22 protein-coding genes are annotated in these 19,857 nt (G+C 40.9%); 14 read left to right on the forward strand and 8 right to left on the reverse strand.

Features of this window, described 5'->3' with window-relative positions; all coding sequences use genetic code 11:
- Positions 1–56 precede the first annotated feature (56 nt).
- From HMAT_RS17580 to HMAT_RS17590, 3 genes are all read left to right on the forward strand, one after another.
- Entirely contained in the window at positions 57–731 is a 675-nt protein-coding gene (locus HMAT_RS17580) for a head GIN domain-containing protein (protein ID WP_104384169.1), read from the forward strand.
- Between the two features lie 233 nt (positions 732–964).
- Positions 965–1,633 (forward strand): sterol desaturase family protein, encoded by a 669-nt coding sequence (locus HMAT_RS17585; RefSeq protein ID WP_233789428.1) that lies wholly within the window; start codon positions 965–967, stop codon positions 1,631–1,633.
- A 332-nt stretch (positions 1,634–1,965) separates the two neighbouring features.
- On the forward strand, positions 1,966–2,556 hold the full coding sequence (locus tag HMAT_RS17590; protein ID WP_104384170.1) for a 2,3-diphosphoglycerate-dependent phosphoglycerate mutase: 591 nt from the start codon (positions 1,966–1,968) through the stop codon (positions 2,554–2,556).
- Between the two features lie 461 nt (positions 2,557–3,017).
- On the opposite strand, the gene HMAT_RS17600 is transcribed toward HMAT_RS17590, so the two are convergent.
- Positions 3,018–3,677 (reverse strand): metal-dependent transcriptional regulator, encoded by a 660-nt coding sequence (locus tag HMAT_RS17600; RefSeq protein WP_104384172.1) that lies wholly within the window; start codon positions 3,675–3,677, stop codon positions 3,018–3,020.
- Between the two features lie 120 nt (positions 3,678–3,797).
- Here HMAT_RS17600 and HMAT_RS17605 point away from each other — a divergent pair, with 120 nt between their 5' ends.
- Both HMAT_RS17605 and HMAT_RS17610 read left to right on the forward strand, forming a co-directional pair.
- The gene (locus tag HMAT_RS17605) at positions 3,798–6,110 is read left to right on the forward strand and encodes a TonB-dependent receptor domain-containing protein (protein ID WP_104384173.1); all 2,313 of its coding nucleotides are present in this window, start codon (positions 3,798–3,800) and stop codon (positions 6,108–6,110) included.
- Between the two features lie 118 nt (positions 6,111–6,228).
- On the forward strand, positions 6,229–7,317 hold the full coding sequence (locus tag HMAT_RS17610) for a S41 family peptidase (protein WP_104384174.1): 1,089 nt from the start codon (positions 6,229–6,231) through the stop codon (positions 7,315–7,317).
- Positions 7,318–7,479: 162 nt separating this feature from the next.
- On the opposite strand, the gene HMAT_RS17615 is transcribed toward HMAT_RS17610, so the two are convergent.
- On the reverse strand, positions 7,480–8,004 hold the full coding sequence (locus HMAT_RS17615; protein ID WP_104384175.1) for a hypothetical protein: 525 nt from the start codon (positions 8,002–8,004) through the stop codon (positions 7,480–7,482).
- A gap of 327 nt (positions 8,005–8,331) precedes the next feature.
- On the opposite strand from HMAT_RS17615, the gene HMAT_RS17620 reads away from it, so the two are divergent.
- Positions 8,332–8,532 (forward strand): hypothetical protein, encoded by a 201-nt coding sequence (locus HMAT_RS17620; RefSeq protein WP_104384176.1) that lies wholly within the window; start codon positions 8,332–8,334, stop codon positions 8,530–8,532.
- A gap of 94 nt (positions 8,533–8,626) precedes the next feature.
- Here the strand turns inward: HMAT_RS17620 and HMAT_RS17625 are convergent, their stop codons facing one another.
- Positions 8,627–9,883 carry a hypothetical protein gene (locus HMAT_RS17625; RefSeq protein ID WP_104384177.1) on the reverse strand — a complete coding sequence of 419 codons (1,257 nt, stop codon included), beginning with the start codon at positions 9,881–9,883 and terminating at the stop codon, positions 8,627–8,629.
- Positions 9,884–10,057: 174 nt separating this feature from the next.
- Between HMAT_RS17625 and HMAT_RS17630 the strand changes: the two genes are divergently transcribed.
- From HMAT_RS17630 to HMAT_RS17645, 4 genes are all read left to right on the forward strand, one after another.
- On the forward strand, positions 10,058–10,921 hold the full coding sequence (locus tag HMAT_RS17630) for an AraC family transcriptional regulator (RefSeq protein ID WP_104384178.1): 864 nt from the start codon (positions 10,058–10,060) through the stop codon (positions 10,919–10,921).
- A gap of 215 nt (positions 10,922–11,136) precedes the next feature.
- On the forward strand, positions 11,137–12,054 hold the full coding sequence (locus tag HMAT_RS17635; protein WP_104384458.1) for an alpha/beta hydrolase: 918 nt from the start codon (positions 11,137–11,139) through the stop codon (positions 12,052–12,054).
- A 71-nt stretch (positions 12,055–12,125) separates the two neighbouring features.
- On the forward strand, positions 12,126–12,326 hold the full coding sequence (locus HMAT_RS17640) for an alpha/beta hydrolase (protein ID WP_199768701.1): 201 nt from the start codon (positions 12,126–12,128) through the stop codon (positions 12,324–12,326).
- Positions 12,327–12,339: 13 nt separating this feature from the next.
- A complete protein-coding gene (locus tag HMAT_RS17645; RefSeq protein ID WP_104384179.1) occupies positions 12,340–12,621 on the forward strand; it encodes a redoxin domain-containing protein in 282 nt (93 codons plus the stop codon).
- 124 nt (positions 12,622–12,745) lie between these two features.
- On the opposite strand, the gene HMAT_RS17650 is transcribed toward HMAT_RS17645, so the two are convergent.
- The 4 genes from HMAT_RS17650 to HMAT_RS17665 are packed head-to-tail and all read right to left on the reverse strand — an operon-like array spanning position 12,746 to position 15,958.
- Entirely contained in the window at positions 12,746–13,684 is a 939-nt protein-coding gene (locus HMAT_RS17650; protein WP_104384180.1) for a glycerophosphodiester phosphodiesterase family protein, read from the reverse strand.
- Between the two features lie 17 nt (positions 13,685–13,701).
- Positions 13,702–14,217, reverse strand: coding sequence for a shikimate kinase (locus HMAT_RS17655; RefSeq protein WP_104384181.1), 516 nt, complete (start codon positions 14,215–14,217; stop codon positions 13,702–13,704).
- A gap of 6 nt (positions 14,218–14,223) precedes the next feature.
- Positions 14,224–15,411, reverse strand: coding sequence for a BT_3928 family protein (locus HMAT_RS17660; protein WP_104384182.1), 1,188 nt, complete (start codon positions 15,409–15,411; stop codon positions 14,224–14,226).
- Between the two features lie 4 nt (positions 15,412–15,415).
- Positions 15,416–15,958, reverse strand: coding sequence for a DUF1599 domain-containing protein (locus tag HMAT_RS17665; RefSeq protein WP_077438693.1), 543 nt, complete (start codon positions 15,956–15,958; stop codon positions 15,416–15,418).
- Between the two features lie 286 nt (positions 15,959–16,244).
- Between HMAT_RS17665 and HMAT_RS17670 the strand changes: the two genes are divergently transcribed.
- The 4 genes from HMAT_RS17670 (at position 16,245) to cysM (ending at position 19,233) form a co-directional block, all read left to right on the forward strand.
- Entirely contained in the window at positions 16,245–17,042 is a 798-nt protein-coding gene (locus HMAT_RS17670) for a HipA family kinase (RefSeq protein ID WP_104384183.1), read from the forward strand.
- Positions 17,020–17,403 (forward strand): DUF3037 domain-containing protein, encoded by a 384-nt coding sequence (locus HMAT_RS17675; protein ID WP_104384184.1) that lies wholly within the window; start codon positions 17,020–17,022, stop codon positions 17,401–17,403. Before HMAT_RS17670 ends, HMAT_RS17675 begins: the two co-directional genes overlap by 23 nt.
- Before the next feature lie 140 nt (positions 17,404–17,543).
- Complete coding sequence (locus tag HMAT_RS17680) at positions 17,544–18,353, forward strand: serine O-acetyltransferase (protein ID WP_104384185.1); 810 nt, start codon at positions 17,544–17,546, stop codon at positions 18,351–18,353.
- A 7-nt stretch (positions 18,354–18,360) separates the two neighbouring features.
- Positions 18,361–19,233 (forward strand): cysteine synthase CysM, encoded by an 873-nt coding sequence (gene cysM / locus HMAT_RS17685; protein ID WP_104384186.1) that lies wholly within the window; start codon positions 18,361–18,363, stop codon positions 19,231–19,233.
- A 263-nt stretch (positions 19,234–19,496) separates the two neighbouring features.
- On the opposite strand, the gene HMAT_RS17690 is transcribed toward cysM, so the two are convergent.
- Positions 19,497–19,856, reverse strand: a complete 360-nt coding sequence (locus tag HMAT_RS17690) for a VOC family protein (protein WP_104384187.1) — start codon at positions 19,854–19,856, stop codon at positions 19,497–19,499.
- Between the last annotated feature and the right edge of the window lies 1 nt (position 19,857).

Consider the following 19,857-nt stretch of genomic DNA (forward strand, 5'->3'; position numbering starts at 1 on the left):
AGTGAAGATACAGCTGGAAAGGCATATCAGGTAATCAAAAAACGAATAATACAACTATGAAATTTTTAGGAATCAGTGCGTTTCTTTTATTAGTGACCCAAGTGGGATTTGGACAGGCTAAACAAAATGTGGGGGACTTTAGTTCGGTAGTCGCCACAGATAAAATACAGGTAGAATTGATCAAGGCCAATGAGTCTCTGGTGACATTCGAAGGGCAGAACTACGAGAATGTGAAGGTGGTCAATACAAATGGTGCTTTGGCTTTAAAAATGAATACGCTAAACATGCTGCAGGGCGGTAATATCTCTGTGAAGGTGTACTACAAAAGTTTGAAAAATGTAGAAGCAAAAAAAGGAGCAAAGGTATTTGCGACGTCAAACAATGCCGTGTTAGCTGATCATCTCAAAGTCTATGCATCCGAAGGAGGTCTGGTTGATCTCCATGCAGAAGCAAAAAGTGCAGAAGTGAAAGTCACTTCCGGTGCAACAATAGCACTTTATGGTAAAGCGGACAAACAGGAGATTATCTCCAATTTTGGTGGCAAATATGAGGGAAAGGATTTTAAGACAACAACAACTATAGTGACGGTAAATGGGGGTGGAAAAGCAGAAGTCAATGCGGTGGATTCCATAGAAACAAAGACACGTGGTGGCGGTACGATAGATGTCTATGGCAAGCCTGAACAACGCGTTGAAAAGAAAATGGCAGGTGGAACAGTCAACTTTAAATAGTAAACTGTCTTGATTTTGTCAATTTTGACTCTTGTAGATTTGCGGTCAACGCTGCGAAACTTTAGGAAAATAAGAGTTAAAAGATCAAATAAAAGGTTTTAGGCTAGAAAGGACCTAAATAGGTGTTTAACCTTTTTGTTGAAAAGGTCAAATATTTTGTTTTTCTAGCCTGGAACCTTCTTCATTTGTGCTTAAAATACTTATTTTTGTGGGGGAATAATAAAAATAGTATTATGGCAAAGCGTAATTATGTTTCAAATTCTACGGAATCTACGCGCATGTTCAAAAATGACTTTTTGGAGTCGTTGACGAAAGTGCACTGGAGTGTACCTTTGATTTTCTATGTACCTGTAGTTATTTTCTTTTCGTATAAAGCTCTGGTCTGGGGTGATGTTGATCTATTGACATATATAGGGTATTTTGTTTTTGGTCTAGCATTCTGGACTGCATTTGAATATGCATTGCATCGTTGGGTATTTCATTTCCACCCAACATCGGAATGGGGGAAACGGATCGCTTTTATCTTTCACGGTGTGCATCACGACTATCCTAGAGATCGGATGCGTTTGGTCATGCCTCTGTCAGCCAGTATTCCATTGGCCGCCTTGGTGTATTTTGGATTTACATTATTCTTTTCGAATGAATTTATCCTGGCTTGCTTTTTTTCCGGATTTATGGTGGGTTATCTGATCTATGATGAATGTCACTATGCTATGCATCATGCAAATTTTAAGAGCGGTATCTTTAAGCGTATTAAGCAACATCACATGCTGCACCATTATTCAGATCCAGAAAAAGGATTCGGTGTAAGTTCGTCCTTATGGGATGAAATCTTGCGTTCAGGCTTTGAGGAAAAAGAACCAAAAAAAGAATCAACGACATTAAAAGAAGAAAAAGCATAACGCTTTTTTAATAGCACATTAGAAAAAAGCCTTTGGAAAAACTCCAAAGGCTTTTTTGTGGCAATATTTCCTGCTGCTGAAAAAACTGGCATGACAAAGCAAAAAATGGCAGAATTTTTGAGTATGTTAAAAAAGTAGTTATTCTAAGGAAGCGAATACATAAAATTTACCCATCGCTGAGCTAATAGGTTATTTTCGATAAAACAAAATCTTACAAAATGTTATTGTATTTATGGTTAGTGCTGAAACAGATAGAAACTTAGGTTTCATCGGTACAACCCTATATTGACTTGCCCTAGTCAGTTATTCTTTGAACAAAAAATAAATCAGTAATGGCAAAATTATTTTTGGTCCGCCATGGACAGTCACAATGGAACTTGGAGAATCGTTTCACAGGCTGGCAAAATATTGATATTACGGCGTTGGGACAACTGGAAGCGCGAAAGGCCGGAAAAGCGTTAGCGAAAGAATCAATTGATATCGCATTTACCTCCACATTAATCCGGGCGCAACATACCTTACAAATTATCCTGGAAGAAATCGGGAAGCCCGATACACCAATTGTCATTAATGCCGCGCTGAACGAACGGAGTTACGGAAATCTGGAGGGATTAAATAAGGATGAAACAGCTGAAAAATATGGCGTGGAGCAGGTATATATCTGGCGTAGGTCTTTTGATGTCGCTCCACCGGGCGGCGAAAGCTTAAAAAATACCTATGATCGGGTGATACCCTATTTTGAACATGATATCAAGCCACAATTGGAGGCCGGTAAAAATGTACTTATAGTCGCGCATGGAAACAGCCTAAGAGCACTGATTATGTATCTGGAACATCTTTCGCCAGTACAGATATTGGAGCGGGAAATAGCGACTGGAGATCCTCTAACTTATCAATGGGATCAAGATAATACAGGAAGATAACCAGTTTTGTTATTTGAATGACGGTGGAATAGTTTGCCATCCGGACAAGATAGCCAAAATCTCCCACTAACGTAAATAATGGAAAAAAGATCGCCATGAGAGGCAACATGATAGCTATGCCCCAAGCGGAAGTCAGGTACATCCCGCCAATTAGCATACTACGTAACCAAACAGCGGAATGAAGGCTTATGGTCAGCTCCTTTAAAAAAAGAATAAACATGATCCAATAGTTAGGATGATAATCACTTGTTTTATACAGCGATCCAGGTGAAATGACCTGTTTTCGGAGTGATAAATTGAAGTTAGATCAGACTAATAAAATATAGTGTGATAAATGTGCTCTGAGATGTTCTTGTAGGTTGGTACGGATTTATTTTTTTGATATAGATGACGGTGGAACCACGGATGCTGGGCCCAGAAAGTAGGATGATGTGGATTAAAAATAGCAGTTAACTATTTTTTTAAGAAATAGGGCGTACAAGTAAGGTTGCTGTTACTTTGCTACTGAGTACTTCTGCCGGACGGTTACCATAACTAACTGTGATACTTCGGTCAAATGGTTCGATCGAGTGAATCGTCAATGTTGTACCTAATTCCAGATTTTTGGTATTTAGGTATTGTAACAATTCCTTGGAAGAGGGCTGTACAGCCATTAATGTGACCACATCTCCGATTTCACAGGTGTCAAGGAAGATATAGTTTTCCGAACGCATTACACCATTATGATCAGGGATTGGTGAGCCATGCGGGTCTACCGTAGGATATCCTAATAGCTGATCCATTTTGGTGAAAAATTCAGGCGAATGGATATGCTCGATCTGTTCGGCAATTTGGTGAACTTCATCCCACGCAAAATCCATCTTTTCAACCAGATACATTTCCGTAAGTCGGTGTTTTCGTATAATAAGCGCAGCTTCCTTTTTTCCTTCTTCTGTCAATTTGAGGGGTTTATAACTCTCATAATGAACAAAGCCCTTTTCTGACAGTTTTTTCATCATGCTATTGACTGTTGGCATCTTGATGTCCAGTCGTTTACTGATCTCGTTGACAGTGGCCTCACCTTTTAGGTATGTCAGATTATATAACGCTTTTAGATAGTTTTCTTCAGTCTGTGATATCATAACACAAATTTACCAAATATTAGTGATGTCTAATAGTAATGTTAGGAAATATTTTGTTAGTACAATCTAACTTGTTAGATTTGTGATTCTAAATTTATTTTTAATAAAAACAAAACAATCATGACAGGACTCAGAATTCTCTTAGCAACAGCGTTAATGCTGATTGTATTTATTTCCTTTGGACAAACAGGCCGGGTAACGGGCAAAATTTATGACGGGAATGGACTTCCGTTGAAATCGGTATCCGTTGTGATTCCTGAGCTAAAGATGGGTACGAATTCCAACAATCTTGGACAATTCGCATTGGAAAATATCCCCTATGGTACTTGGGAAGTAGAAGTGAAGCATATTGGTTTTAATACTTATCGCGATTCGATTAGGATTGAGCATGCATCCGAGACCAGGGATATCCGGTTAGACGGTTCCATTTTTATACTGGATGAAATTGTGGTCACCGGAACAAAAACATTTAAACGAAAAACGGAGAGTCCGGTAATTGTCAATATTTTGGATAGCAAAACCCTGGACAATCTGCAGGTGTGTAATCTTTCTGAAGGACTAAAATTTCAGCCGGGCTTGCGGGTGGAAACAGACTGCCAGACCTGTAATTATACGCAACTGCGGATGAATGGACTCCAAGGGGGGTATTCGCAGATACTGATCAATGGCCGGCCTATTTTCAGCCCTTTGATGGGGTTATATGGTATGGAGCAGCTTCCTGTCAATATGATCGAAAAGATTGAAGTCGTCCGTGGTGGCGGTTCCTCGCTATATGGTTCAAGTGCCATAGGGGGCACTGTAAACGTAATTACCAAATTGCCGAAACAAAGCGGTTATGAAATCAATTCTTTTTACCAAAGTATCGATGGAAAGACAAACGATTTTAACTTCGGTGGAAATGCAACTCTGGTCAACGAAAAAGGCAATTCGGGAACATCTTTTTTCTTCAATAGACGAGATCGCGGTTTTTACGATGCAAATGGGGATAATTTCTCCGAAATCCCTAAAATTGAAAATACCTCACTTGGCATCAATTCATTCTATCGGTTTTCGGACAATCAAAAGCTGGAAGTCTCCTTGAGCAATCTGAATGAATATAGATTTGGGGGTGAGATGACGAAAAAACCGGCCTACCTTACACTTCAGTCCGAGGAACGTAGCCATAAAATATGGATGGGGAGCGCGGATTACCAGATCAATTTTAATCGGGATAAATCTTCATTGATCTTTTATACAGCTTTTCAAAATACCAATAGAAAACATTATACCGGAATATTTCCGGATAGTCTGGTAGAGATCGAAAATCATCTGAAAAATCCGCCTTATGGCGATTCAAAGACAACCACATTGCAGGGCGGTTTTCAATTGAACCACGAGATCAGCAATTTTTTGAACCATCGGAATGTGCTGACGATTGGATCGGAATATGTGTCCGATAAGGTTTACGATGAAATTCCAAGTTATAACTATCTGGTCGATCAGCATACGAAAGATTGGGGGAGCTTTTTTCAGAGTGACTGGGACTTTGCGGACAAGTTCAACTTGCTATCTGGGGTTCGGGTGGACAAGCATAATCTATTGGGCAAAGTGATCGTCAGCCCACGTGTAGCACTGTTATATAAGCATGCAGCCAATACGCAGTTCCGCCTTAGCTATGGAACGGGGTTTCGGGCGCCACAGGCATTTGATACAGACCTTCATATTGCCTTTGCTGGTGGCGGTGTTTCACGTGTTCAATTAGCTCCAGATCTTCGGGAGGAGCGATCAAAGAGTTTCAGCGGCTCGGTAAATTATGATAAAGCCACGGAGAAATGGATTGCTGGTTTTACATTGGAGGGATTCTATACACAACTGAAAAATGCCTTTGTACTTGAAGAAATAGGTACGGACGACTTTGGTAAGGTGTTTGAAAAACGCAATGGAAATAACGCGAAGGTAGCAGGGACTACACTTGAATTGCGTGCCAATTATAATAAAAAGGTGCAATTGGAGACCGGCTTTACCTTGCAACAGAGCAAATATGAAAGTCCTGTGTCTTATCTGGAAGGTATTGAAATGACAAAATCATTCTTGAGAACACCAGATGATTATGGTTTTGCAAACCTCAATATTACACCTGATAAGCGCTGGACGGTCAATCTCAACTATGTATACACAGGTAAGATGAAGATCGCTCATGCCGGTGGTGCGGACAATTTTCCGGAAGATCAAATGGTTCATACAAACGCATTCTCAGAGGTAAATAGTAAAGTGTCGCATACTTTTAGTCTGCCAAAATTTAAAAATGTCATCGAAGTCTATGCTGGGGTGAAGAATATTTTTAATGCTTACCAACATGACTTTGATACAGGTAAAAATCGGGATAGCAATTACATTTATGGTCCTAATATGCCTCGAACTTTCTTTATTGGGTTAAAAATAAAGACACCTTAAGTAAATTGATGGAAAAATAAAACTGTATTTGTGCTAAATATTTCAATTTTGTTACGCTTAGGGAAATGTTTTTACACTAATTTAGCGCCACCTCAGTAGAGCAATTATTAATAACCAGATGCAAAAGAAAACACTACTTTTTTTACTGATTTTAACCAGTTTCGTTGTGCCGTCCTATGCCCAGGTCTCATCGGTGAACCAGCTTGCCAATGCATTTTTAGATACTGTCGAGCGGCATGCTTATCGTGGATCGTTGATCAAATGGGATTCTATCCGGCCAGTTTTTATTGAACAGACAAGGACAATATCGGATATTAATGCATTGGAACCCCATTTTAAAAAAATCTTAAGTCAATTAAAGGATGGTCATTCCGGACTTTTTTTTGAGAAAGTTGATCAAAATAAGGAGGCTGAACAGGAGCTGTTTGTAAGAATGGCGGGTATGACCGATCAGGAGGCCGGTTTTCCACCCAAAGTTTTTAGTCATTTTATGACGAAAGACCATTATGCCTATATTCGGATCCCAGCGGTAGTCTATGAGCAACGACGATATGTGGACACCATTGGAGCACAGCTAAAAATATTGGACGCACAGCAGCCAAAAGGTTGGATCATCGATCTGACAGAAAACGATGGCGGGAGCATTTTTCCGATGATCTGGCATTTTGCGGATCTGATCGATGTCGACAGCACTTATTCGGTTGTGGATAGAGCGGGTGTTGAATCCAAACAAAATGTACGAATGAATAATCTGAATGATGAGGATCAAAAATGGGCTAAGTTATTTGGTCTGGAATATGAGCAGGTGCCACCGATTGTTATAAAAAATAAAAATATACCTATTGTGTTATTAGTCAGTCGGTTTACATCAAGTTCGGGCGAGTTTTTTGCGGCTCATTTTAAAGGCCAGAAAAATGCAACCGTCATGGGGCAGAAGACGGGTGGTTATACTTCCGCGAACGAGCAATTTGCGGTTGGAAATAACTACATGATCAATTTGGCAACCAGCGTCATTAAAGACCGTACAGGAAAGCTCTATGGGATAGGAGAAGGGATCAAACCCGATATTCCTTTGGCTATTGATTTTGCCAAAGTTTTGGGAATCCCAGAGATTATTACTTTCGACCAGCTTAGAAAGGCTGTGAAAGAAGCTACTCCGGTATATATACAAATGGCTACTGACTATCTGAAAAAACAGGAGTTATAAAGACGTACTTTGCTGTCAGTACGAGAAGTTCTGATATTTAAAATAATACAAAGAAGACAGAATACTATGGGAAGAATTTGGTATTGAGACGCGAAAATAGTAACAAAAATCCTGCTGGGAAATATCTTCAGCAGGATTTTTTGTTTCTGGATATATTGTTTTTTATTTCAATACAAATTTGAAACCCAACGAGAAACGGGATGGTTCAAAGTGAGAACCATGTGATAAGTTCCACCATGGTTTCCAGTCAAAATGCATTGCCAATGGTGCTGAAGGAATTCTGAACTCCAGTCCCAATGCTGGACGGATAGCAAAAAAAGTTTCGGTATCACCATCTTTCCAATGGTAGTCATCGTCCCAGTAGCCATGCCATTTGCCATAGTCAACAAAAGACACTTGTGGTCCCACACCGACATACCACGACAAACCACGTGTTCCAGCGATACGTTGGTTGTACGAATAATCTACGCCAACAACCGTGATGTTATCGCCAAATAATACCTGCGCATTTCCAGCATCATTGCCGCCAAAATTGTGTTTGATCTGTGGGCCGTATAATGTTGGGCCATCACCGACGTCAATGCCAAGGCCAAGAGCTGTACGGTAAGGAGTTTGTGCGTTTGCCTGTTGGTTAACGGCAAATACAAGTGCAAAAAGTGTCAGAAAAGGTAGAAGTACTTTCTTCATGATATTTAAAAAAATGTTAGCGTTAAGTTTTCGAATTGAAAACTTTCGCTGTTTAAACAAATACTCTGCCAATAATGATTATTTGTAGTTTTTTGGCTACTTTTATTTGTTAACTTTTTTATTTTAAATGTGTTATTTTTTTTTACTTCATCTTGGGGCCTTGATGATGATTTCTTAGCTCGGTATTTATTTAAAAATCGAATGCTTACGGATTCAAACTCAAATTGCCGAAACGATATCTGCGGTAGCGTTGTTTATCTTATACATACATGGCAGTTATACCTATTTAAAAATGGGGTATGACAGTATAAACTTAATTATTTTAGGATGGAGCATATTCAAATCAATAGGAAAAAAATAGAGCAATGGCTTGCGGAGGGGTATGACGTGCTGCAGGAAGGGAAACTTTTAAAAGTTGGAGGCGACCTGCCGGAGTTTCTGGAACAATTCGATGACGAAGCCGAACCAAAGACTTACTTGCTAAAGGAGTTGGTGACCTGGCCTGAAGAAGAGCTTAAGAAACTATAAGGGAGGCATGGAACAAATTAATCGAGGTGTGTGGTAAACACCTGTTTTTGCTACGTATGTGCCGTAAAGGGCTTGAAGACCGAAGCTTATATACTTAACAATTATAATAAGCTTCGGGTATAGCGACTTTTTTTTGTGTCCAATTTTCTAATATTGCTGCATAAGGATCGATCTCATGCGTATCGGCCTCGAAAATATAGTGATGGTCATTGATTAGGTAAACACCTAGCATGGCGTAACCGGGGCCCTTTGCAGGTAAGACATTATCAATTTCGAAGTGATCGATGGTATCTATATCGTAAATTATACAGGTCGCTTGCCCGGCAAAACCAATTTTATTGTTTTTCTTGTCCAACCAGATACCACTTGATCTTCCGAGTTGTTGCTTTATACTTGCTGGAATATTTTTTACGCCTGCGTTTTTACGGAAATCTTGCTTAATGTCCCATGATCTTTTCAATTTGACGAGTTCGCTCACTTCCAAAACCCGTTCGTAATCCAGATTTTCCAAAAGCGAGGGATAATCGCGGCGGTTGTAAAAATGTAAAGAAGTCCCCCCGTCATCATAGCTGCTTTCATCATCATAGGTATAGCAGATAGAGGCGGAGATGTCATCTCCGAAATCGAATGACAAATAGCATTGGTCTTCTCTTTCATAACCATAATCTTCCACTTTGTAGTCTTCATCATCAAACCAGAGATTACGGAGATCTTTATAGCTTTTATCTGTATTGGAGCGATCATAAACTGTTGTGAAATACTCTTGAATAGGTACAAGCGGTGGAATGTCATCACAGTAGATTTCTAGTTCTTTCAGCCACAGGCTGCCAATACGGACAGGATAATCTATTTTAAAATAAACAGTCCCATATTCACTTGTATATTGGTGCCCGATACCGAGTTTTTCGAGATCGGCATAAGTGATATTCCAAGAAATAAATTGTGTTGGTTCAGCATAAACCTCAAAACCTATATGGTCATCTTCAAATTCACCGGGTAGAACCTTATAGTTATGGGGTTGTTGCTGGATCCAGATTTTGGCCTTACAGTCCAGTTGTTGCTTAACGGTATGAAAGAATAATGCGTCATCAAAGCCAAATTGTTCAGAGAGCTTAGGATAGACCTTCGAAAAACCTTGCGAACTTGCGGGAATATAATGCTGGTGGTCGTCGAATAGAAATAGGTAGGGATCCCCAGCTAATAACTGAACGTATGCATAGCGTAATTTGGATAAATTGACATTTTCTTCATTGCCATGATCGAGGTAATGTAAGCGGTCTCCATCAAGCCAGATCCGGTTTTTATCATTTTCTTTTGGAAAATTGGAATTATCCTTAGCAAAATCAAACATATTCAGCTCATTTATGATGTGCTAATTTAAGATTTAAATTGAGCCAAAGTTGCATTCAAATCGGGAATTTTTTAATCGATATCTGTAAAATGTATCCGATTTACCTTAAAATGTATCCTTCAGCCGTTGAACAAAGTTGCTATTTTTGTAGCTGTAATGTAATATGGATGGTCAATGGCAAATAAAATATTAAATATCAGGGAATTCGCTGCCTATATCAATTTTCGGGTTCCAAAAAATGAGGATTTACTGATCGTCAGTTTTGAAGAAGAGAATGCTATTCGCCTGAAGTCCGGGCAAGTCACCATAGATTTTTACCTACTGGCTATTAAACCGCCGTTAGAAAAAAAATTAAAAACGATAGATTTTATTGAAGATCAGGCAAAGTCGTTTATGTATGTGGATTGTCCACAGAACAGCCTTGACTGGGATATTCATGCACCCACTGCAGGGTATAATATTTTGGTAAGCGCCAAATATGTCAATAAATTGGCGAAGGACTACAACTTTGTGCATTATAATAATCACGAGGCACTCTTTTTAACTAAAGAAGAGGAAACCCTGCTCTGGGATCTTTTTGAAAAAGCAAATCATGAGTATCGAAAGGAAAACTATTCCAAGGAAATCATTATTTCCTATATTGCCCTTATACTTTCCTATACTCAGGTCTTTTACAATAGGCAATTTGATGCGAGAAGTAGTATTTATAATAAAGTCATTGACGATTTTTACGAAAATCTCAGAAATTATTTTGATAAAAAGGAAGAGATATCGGGGCTTCCTTCCGTGGCCTATTTTGCGCAAAAAGCGAATCTGTCTGCCAATTATTTCGGTGATCTGATCAAGCATTTTACAGGCGAATCGCCTATTGAACATATTCATAATTTTGTGCTGAAACTGGCTAAGGACAAACTAAAAAATACTACACTATCCGTTAGCGAGATTTCTTATAGCCTGGGCTTCGATTACCCCAATTATTTTGCTCGGTTCTTTCGTAAAAAGACGGGAGTATCGCCCAAAGTCTACCGGAGTATGTAGTCTTTACAATAAAGCAATCGAACCGCTAAAATAAATTAGAATAGATAGAAATAGCGCACCATTTTGGTGCGCTATTTCTATCTATAAGGGGTTGAAAGCCAAAAAGATTATAAACCGTAAAATGTATCCGTTTTCGAGTAATATGTCTACGTTTTGAAACTGATATGCGCTGTAAATTTGTCTTATCAAAAATGAGTATTAAAAAAGAAAATAGGATGTCACAGCAAAAAATCAGTATCAGGAACGGCAATGGGCAAGGCATTATCTTGTCAGCAGTCATTTACTTTCCGGCAAATTTTAATGAAAGCGAACAGTACGCAGCGGTCGTTGTATCACATCCCGGTGGTGGAGTTAAAGAGCAAACTGCCGGACTTTATGCGCGCAAGTTGGCCGAAGGTGGTTTTGTGAGTATCGCCTATGATGCTTCTTATCAGGGCGAAAGTACCGGCGAACCACGTCAGTTGGAAAATCCATATATCCGAACGGAGGATGTGAGTGCGGTAGTGGATTATCTGACAGCACTTCCTTACATTGATAGCGAGCGTATTGGTGCGATGGGGATTTGTGCGGGAGCCGGTTATACGGCAAATGCGGCCATCAATGATCATCGTATCAAGGCAGTAGGTATGGTGAGTGCTGTCAATATCGGTTCGATGTTTCGAAACGGATGGGAAAACAACGTAAAAGATCCCGACGCGTTACCTTATTTATTGGCCGGGTCCAATGCGCGTACAGCCGATGCTGCAGGAGGGAGCCAAACAATCCCTTTGGCACCACTACGTGAAGAGGACGCACCGAATGAAGAGCTGCGTGAGGCTTGGGAATATTATCATACAGATAGGTGCCAGTATCCAACGGCACCGGGATTTGCCACAGCGAGAAGTTTAACGCAGATCATCTCGTATGATGCCTACAATAAAGCCGAGGCCTTTTTTACTCAACCTCTATTGGCCATCGTCGGCAGTGTCGCCGGAAGCGCCTGGATGAGTGATGATCTGCTAGAGCGGGTAGCGACGACCGATAAACGAAAATATATTATCGATGGCGCGAATCACATGTCGTTGTATGATCGGAAGAATGATGTTGACGAAGCTGTTGGACAGTTAATCTCCTTTTTTACGGAAAAATTATAATTGATTTCAATAAAAAGTAAATAGTATCCTTATTGGTTACCCTAAAGGTTGCTCAAAAACATTAAAACAAGATGAAGACAGAAAAAGTAACATTCAAAAATATAGCCTGGGATAATGCGGGAATTATCTATTTTCCTGCCGATTTCGATCCACAAAAAAAATATCCGACCGTAGTTTCCCTGCATCCTATCGGAAGTTGTAAAGAACAGACAGCAGGAAATGTCTATGGCAAAGCGCTGGCCGAAGCAGGTTTTGTCGTGTTGGCAATATGAAAATGATCCCGATGTGGCCTTTTTATTTATCAATACTTGGCAAAAAGAGGAGAACTATAAAGAGCTGGTCAATAATTTTATCAACGAAAATAAATATAGTTTCCATGTTTTATTTGATGAAATGAAAGATCGGGATAAGTCTGTTGTTGGTGCATATGGCGTCAAAGGTATACCTACTAAAGTCGTTATTGATAGGGACGGTTTTATTCGTTTTCAATCTTCGGGTGGAGGAGCTGACGTGGAAAAAATTGTCCATGAAATCTCAACGAAGATCGAACTGGCAAGAAAGGGATAATCCTGGGGGACAGCAGTATCAATCTAGACAATAGCATAAATATACTGAAATCCGTAGCTCTCTTTTTTAGATCGAGGGCTGCGGTTTTTTATTAGGAATGGTTCAGTTTGACATGAGCAGTAATTTACTGCACAAATTTGGAAGTTATTCCTCTTTTTTTGACATAGAAATTTAAAGCTCGTCCAGCTTCTCTAGGCTGGTCAGTACTTAAGATATCTGCGCCACGTTCTATAAAGCTGGCATACAGCTGAAATCCTTTCTTCGCAGCTTGTCTGTCGAGATTGCCCTGCGTACCCAGGATGCACATGATCCCATGATCGTGCAGTACTTTAGTCAGCTGCGGATCGGCTTCCCGTGTGCCCACGAAGGCCAGCAACTTATTGTCTGGGATATCTTTTTCGTTGAGACGGGCGAGATCATCGAGGTTCTTTACTGCAGCGGATATCATTAGGTCCCCGGCCAGATTATGTACTTTACCAGCCTGACCGGCACTATAAGTAATAATAACAACACTGGATTCAGCACGCTGTTTACGAATCACATTGATTACGGATTCGTAAGGCACCTCATTTTTAATATCCAGCGTGAAAATAACCTTTCCTTTTCCCCAGGCGAGGGCTTCCTCTAGTGTGGGGATTTTGTAGGGTGTTATTTTCTTGTCATTGTCTACAAGACGCAGCTTTTTGAGCTCGGCCAATGTGCGTTCACTAATAGATCCCCGACCAGTTGTCGTGCGGTTTAGGGTATTGTCATGCATGAGTACCAGCGCCGAATCTTTGCTGAGCCGGACATCGCACTCCACGATAACGGGCTGCAGACTGGCATTATATGCAAAGGTTTCCAAAGCATTTTCAGGATAACCAGAGGTAGGCCCCCCGCGGTGTAAACTGACCAGCGGATAGCGGTTGTCATCATAGGTTAGAAACTGATAAAGATCCTCTACGGTTGTCAGCTGAATGCGCTTGCCGACAGGCAAGCCGTCTGTATCACCATTATGGCGAAAACAGCTGCAAACAGTTATACAGGTCAGAAATAAAAGGAAGCAATACAGACGTATTCTCATTATTAACTATTGTGCGATTATAAATTATGCTGGTTGATCAGGGCAGCTAACATTTCTACCGTAGTATTGAGCTGATCTATTGTCAGATGAGCCCGGGTATAGTAAGGCTCGCGTTCCGTTAATTTCTCTTCAATAAAAGCCCGGAGTTCTTCCGGGGATTTTCCGATCAGAATAGGTCTTTTATGTAATTTTGACTGTGACAGACGGTCAAATAAAGCTTTTGGGCTCATTTGTAGATAGACCGCATAGCCATTGGCTTTGATCCAATCCATGTTGTCAAAAAAACAAGGGGCACCGCCCCCTGTGGAGATTACGGCGTAGCTGTCCGCAAATTTACGCAACTGTTCGCGCTCCAGTTTTCGGAATTCTTCTTCACCATGTTGGCCGAAATATTCAGTAATGCTCATGCCGATCTGTTTCACAATCTCCTCGTCGGTATCGATAAAAGGTAAATCTAATTTGCTGGCCAGCTTTTTTCCCAGAGTGGTCTTTCCGCTGCCCATATAGCCAATCAAAAATATAGGTTTAGGCATATTGTATTATTTGTCCTTACTTAAAAAATTATCTTCAATCGTCTTTGCATCCGGGAAATTATTGTAATGCCATTTACCCATTACATTCCCCCCTTTTAATAGGAGTACGCCCGGATTGGCCCGGACCATACTTTTCAATGGGATTAAATCCGCATAATAGATTTCTGCAATAAGCTGCATTTTGTCACTCAGGTATTGTGCATCTTTGGAAGCCGAGGCGGTCAGCAAGACGACACGAAGACCATTGTAATCTTTGGTCATCTGCGTCACCGTTTGATTGATTTTTTGGATGGCATCTATATTGGTCGATGAAAGATCCTTGGCGACGATGATAATGTTATAATAAGGGTTGGCGATGATCTCCTGTGTATGATCGGCACCGTCCGCATCAGTAATCAAGAGGTCGGGAATAGGAATGTCATACCCTTTTTTGACAAGTTTACTTTCCGGTTCGCCGATGATCTCCCAAGACTCATCCTCCCAGAGTTTATCTGCCATATAAACTTTGTCATTCACTTTCTTGGTCTCGCCGGTTTTCTTGTTTTTCATGGTATAGAGCTGCTCAAAAACATCGCCTTGTTTTCCTTCCGGAAGGACCATCAGAGACGGTAAATTGCTTCCGATTTTATAAGGTAAGAAATCAATAAACGGGAGATAATTGACTGTATATATTCCAATTCCCAGTGAAACAACGGCTGTAATCAATGTGACGACAAATTGATTGCCGGAGCCTTTAATAATGGATCGGATATGTTTGCGATTAAAAAAGATGATCAGGATCAAGGCCAATAACACCAGATCTTTGGAAAAAGATTGCCAAGGGGTCAGTGGAATGGCATCACCAAAACAACCGCAGGAAGTAACGACTTCGAAAAATGCCGAATAGAATGTCAGAAAGGTGAAAAATAGGATCAACAAGAGTAGGCCCCAGGCCACCAGATTAGCGTAGACACCAAACAACAATAAGGCCCCCAAGAGAATTTCAAAGCCACAGATCACCACGGCCATGGCCGTAGCATATTCATTGAAGGCAGTCAGGTGGAACACTTCGAAATATTCCTGCAATTTATAGCCGAAGCCGGTAGGGTCATTGGCCTTGATAAATCCGGAGAAAATAAAAAGAAGTCCTGTGAAAATGCGGCAAAAACCTAAAAGGTAATTTGTTTTTGTTGTCTGTTGTGCTGCTGTCATCATCCGATTATTGTTGTGCGAGTCCTAACTTAATTAACGCAAAAACTGCGTAGTTGAGCATATCCTGGTAATTGGCATGAATACCTTCTGAAACGATGGTCTGTCCGTCATTGTCTTCGATTTGTTTGACGCGATGGATTTTCATTAAGATCAAATCTGTCATCGAAGAAACACGCATATCACGCCATGCCTCACCGTAATCATGATTTTTGGCCAGCATGAGATCCCTGGTTTCGGTTACCTTTTCGGTGTATTTTTGATTGACAAAGGCAGGGTCGAGGTTTTCCTCTCCATCTTCACCAAGATCAATCTGGATCATGGCCATAATGCAATAATTAATGATCCCGATATATTCATCCACGACACCTTCACCAACTTTAGATACTTTTTTGACTTCGAGGGTACGTATACGTTGAGCCTTAATGTAAATCTGGTCGGTAATGGAAGATAGGCGCATAATCCGCCATGCCGTACCATAATCTTTTGTTTTTTTAATAAATAAATCTTGGCAGTGCTTGATCACACTGTTATATTCCTGAATAGTATCCATATCGTTTTTGAAAAGAACTTGATGAGACAAGTCGAGATTATATGACAAATATAATTAGAAAATAGTACTTCTAATGGTCAAATGAATGTACAATTTGTGCTATTTTGCTAAAATATAGATAAATATTTGAGATATTTCCATCAATAAAAGTTTTGACTATTGCGCGGTAACAATAAATTCGTGCCAGGTATGACGAACAAATTTATAAATAAAGGTAACTTTATCTTAGTTTGATACCATGTCCGGCGTTGACGGTCAACTTTGAACAGAAAGAAAAAAGAAATTCATGAATTTTCAACAACCTATCATTCGCGAGGTAGAGATTATCCGATATGTTCAGCCATTTCGGGAAGGCGGATCTTTGCCTGCGCTGGTCGATGCAGACGATGGCTTTAGTTATGTCATTAAATTTAGAGGAGCAGGGCAGGGCCGTAAGGCACTCATTGCTGAACTTATCGGTGGAGAGCTGGCAAGGCTTTTAAAATTAAGAGTTCCCGAAATCGTCTTCGCACATCTTGATGAATCTTTCGGGCGCTCGGAACCGGATGAAGAAATACAAGATCTACTCAAATTTAGCGTGGGGAAAAACCTTGGGCTTCATTTTTTGAGCGGGGCGGTTACTTTTGATGCCAATGTTGACGTGATCGGCGCAGAAGAGGCTTCAAAAATTGTGTGGCTGGATGCTTTACTGATGAACGTGGACCGTACGGTACGGAACACCAATATGCTGATCTGGCATAAAGAACTATGGCTGATCGACCACGGGGCTTCCTTGTATTTTCACCACAGCTGGGATAATTGGGAAGAGCAATCGGTCAAACCCTTTATACAGATTAAAGACCATGTGTTGTTAAAAAATGCGAGCATTGTCGAAAAAATAGATGCTGAATTCAGTTCTATTTTTACGGAAGATGTTTTTCGTAAGATACTGGCTGTCGTACCGGACGAATGGTTAGTGGATCCTGAACGCGAACTGTCTGCGGCAGATGCCAGAGAAGTATATGTTTCCTTCCTGAAACAACGTGTGGCGAATTCCTCAATTTTTGTAAAACAGATAGAAGATGCCAGAAAAGACCTTATATGAATACGCTGTGGTACGATTGGTACCACGTGTAGAGCGTGAGGAATTTATCAATGTCGGTATTGCGCTCTATTGCCGTAAATATCGTTTTGCCAAGATGGTTTACGCCGTAGATGAGCAGAAGGTAAGGGCACTCTGTCCAAAAATTGAACTGGAACTTATTGAAAACCATTTGTCTTCCTTTCAACGGATATGCAATGGAGATAAAGATGCCGGAAAGCTGGCTGCCCTGGATATCACTGAACGTTTTCGTTGGCTTACAGCCAAACGGAGTACGGTCATCCAATGCTCAGCTTCGCATCCGGGATTATGTGAAGATCCCGAAGCAACATTGCAAAACCTGTTTGAACGATTAGTGCTTTAATTTATGCCCATATGCCGCCTCAGGGAAGAAGCCGGGGGAAAATGAACATAAAAATAAGGGTGTATGCTTTATACTTTTACTAATGAGGCTTAATCTATCAATATTGTATAGTATATTTGTTTTAATATTTACTTTTGAAGATGCATGATTTTTATCAACATATCTATGAGCAGCAATTAGCCGTTTTAGAAATGCCTTCCAATAAGAAGATCTGCGGCTGGGCCACCAAAATTCTGGATGTGCTTTTTCCGGAGCGAAATTCGGGCGAGATGAAATCGGTGGACGATGTAAAGCTTGCTTTTGAACAATTTGAACTCGAGCTGGAACAGCTCCTAAGCAAGTCAAAAGCCTGTGGCCATTGCAATCATGCGCAAGTAGCCAATCAGTTTTTTGAACGCATTCCAGCGTTGTATGAACTCATGTGCCAGGATGCTGATGCATTGATGGATGGGGATCCGGCGGCACAGAACAAGCGCGAGGTCGTACGTACCTATCCCGGTTTTTTTGCGATCTGTATTTTCCGGATGGCAAATGAGTTACATCGCCTGGGGGTGCCTCTGATCCCACGGATATTGACAGAGCATGCGCATTCCAAGACAGGAATTGATATTCATCCGGGAGCGACCATCGGTCATCACCTCCACATAGATCATGGTACCGGCTTGGTGATCGGGGAGACCTGTACAATCGGAAACTACGTTAAACTTTATCAGGGGGTCACACTGGGCGCTTTGAGTGTGGATAAGGTGCTGTCAAATGTCAAACGTCATCCAACGATAGAAGACCACGTCATTATTTACTCAGGAGCAACTATTTTGGGTGGAGAAACACGTATAGGCCACCACTCGGTCATCGGAGGTAATGTTTGGCTGACAAGTTCAGTCGAGCCGTATACTACCGTGTATCATCAGGCGACCGCAAAATTTATTGATTCAAAACCAATCATATAGATACATTATGGGAAATATTATAGATACCATCGGAAATACACCATTGGTAGAGATCACCCAATTTCATACAAATCCAAAAGTACGGATCTTCGCAAAGATGGAAGGGAATAACCCTGCTGGCTCTGTCAAAGACCGTGCAGCGTTAAATATGATCCGTTCGGCCATGGAGCGTGGTGAGATTTCGAAAGAAAGTAAGCTTATCGAGGCAACCAGTGGGAATACGGGGATCGCCCTGGCTATGATTGCCGGAATATATGGTTTGAGTCTTGAATTGGTGATGCCTGCATCTTCCACCCGTGAGCGTACGCTGACCATGGAAGCTTTCGGTGCCAAGGTTACGCTTTTGGAATCCATGGAGATATGCCGCGATTACGCCGAGGCAAAAGCGGCAAATGAAGGCTATTTTATTTTAAATCAATTTGCCAATCCCGATAATTATAAAGCCCATATCAAAACGACGGGACCTGAAATATGGCGTGATACAGATGGAAAAATCACCCATTTTGTAAGCGCAATGGGAACAACCGGAACGATTATGGGAAATTCCATTTACCTCAAGGAAAAAAATTCGGCGATACAGATTGTCGGTTGTCAGCCTACCCCGGAGTCTTCCATACCCGGTATCAGGCGTTGGCCAGAAGCTTATCTGCCGAAAATATTTGATCCGAGCCGCGTGGATCGTGTCATTGATATTTCACAACAGGAAGCAACCGAATTGGCACGTGAACTCGTGAAACGGGAAGGTGTTTTTGCAGGTATGAGCACAGGCGGAGCATTTGCCGGGGCCCTGAAAATTGCCAATGAAATTGAGGAAGGTGTCATTGTTTTTATTGCATGCGATCGAGGAGACCGCTACCTGAGTTCAGATTTATTCGGTTAGTCTATTCTGGTGCAGCAAACCCGTATCTAAAATTATAGCGCCTGTCATCGTTACGCTCCGTTTTCGTGTATAATGACAGGTTTCTTTTTTGATTTTTTCTCGTCCTATCTAATCGTATCAACGGATATTTCCCCTTTATTTGTCGTGTTATTTTCCATTGGACAGCGTAGTTTTGATAACGTGTGATCTGCTCAGTCTGCTTGTGTCCGGTACAGCAATAGCTTCAACATCAATCCTCTACTCTTAAAGCTAGAGGTGTAATTCTACTCCCCCTGGCCAAATGTTAGCAAATTACTATCCGGATCCAATATGGAAAACTCGCGCTGGCCCCAAGGTTTTGTCTCCAGTTTGCCATTCGGATGGATGGCAATGTTGCGTGCTAAAAAAGATTGATAGAGTGCATCAATATCGTCGGTACGGATATAGATCATGCCATAATTTTCTTCGGGAGGCAGTTCCCTGAATTCAAAAAAATGAATCTCGATCTGATCTTTTTTGATCATCAGATATCCTTCATAATCTTCGGTGCCGCAAGGTATGAAGCCCAGCAGACCTAAGTAAAAATCACTTGTGACAGCTTTGTCGCGCATCGGTAGTTTGGGGTGTATCGCAGTTAGTCTCATT

It is taken from the genome of Sphingobacterium sp. HMA12, assembly GCF_002933815.1.
Lineage (GTDB): Bacteria > Bacteroidota > Bacteroidia > Sphingobacteriales > Sphingobacteriaceae > Sphingobacterium.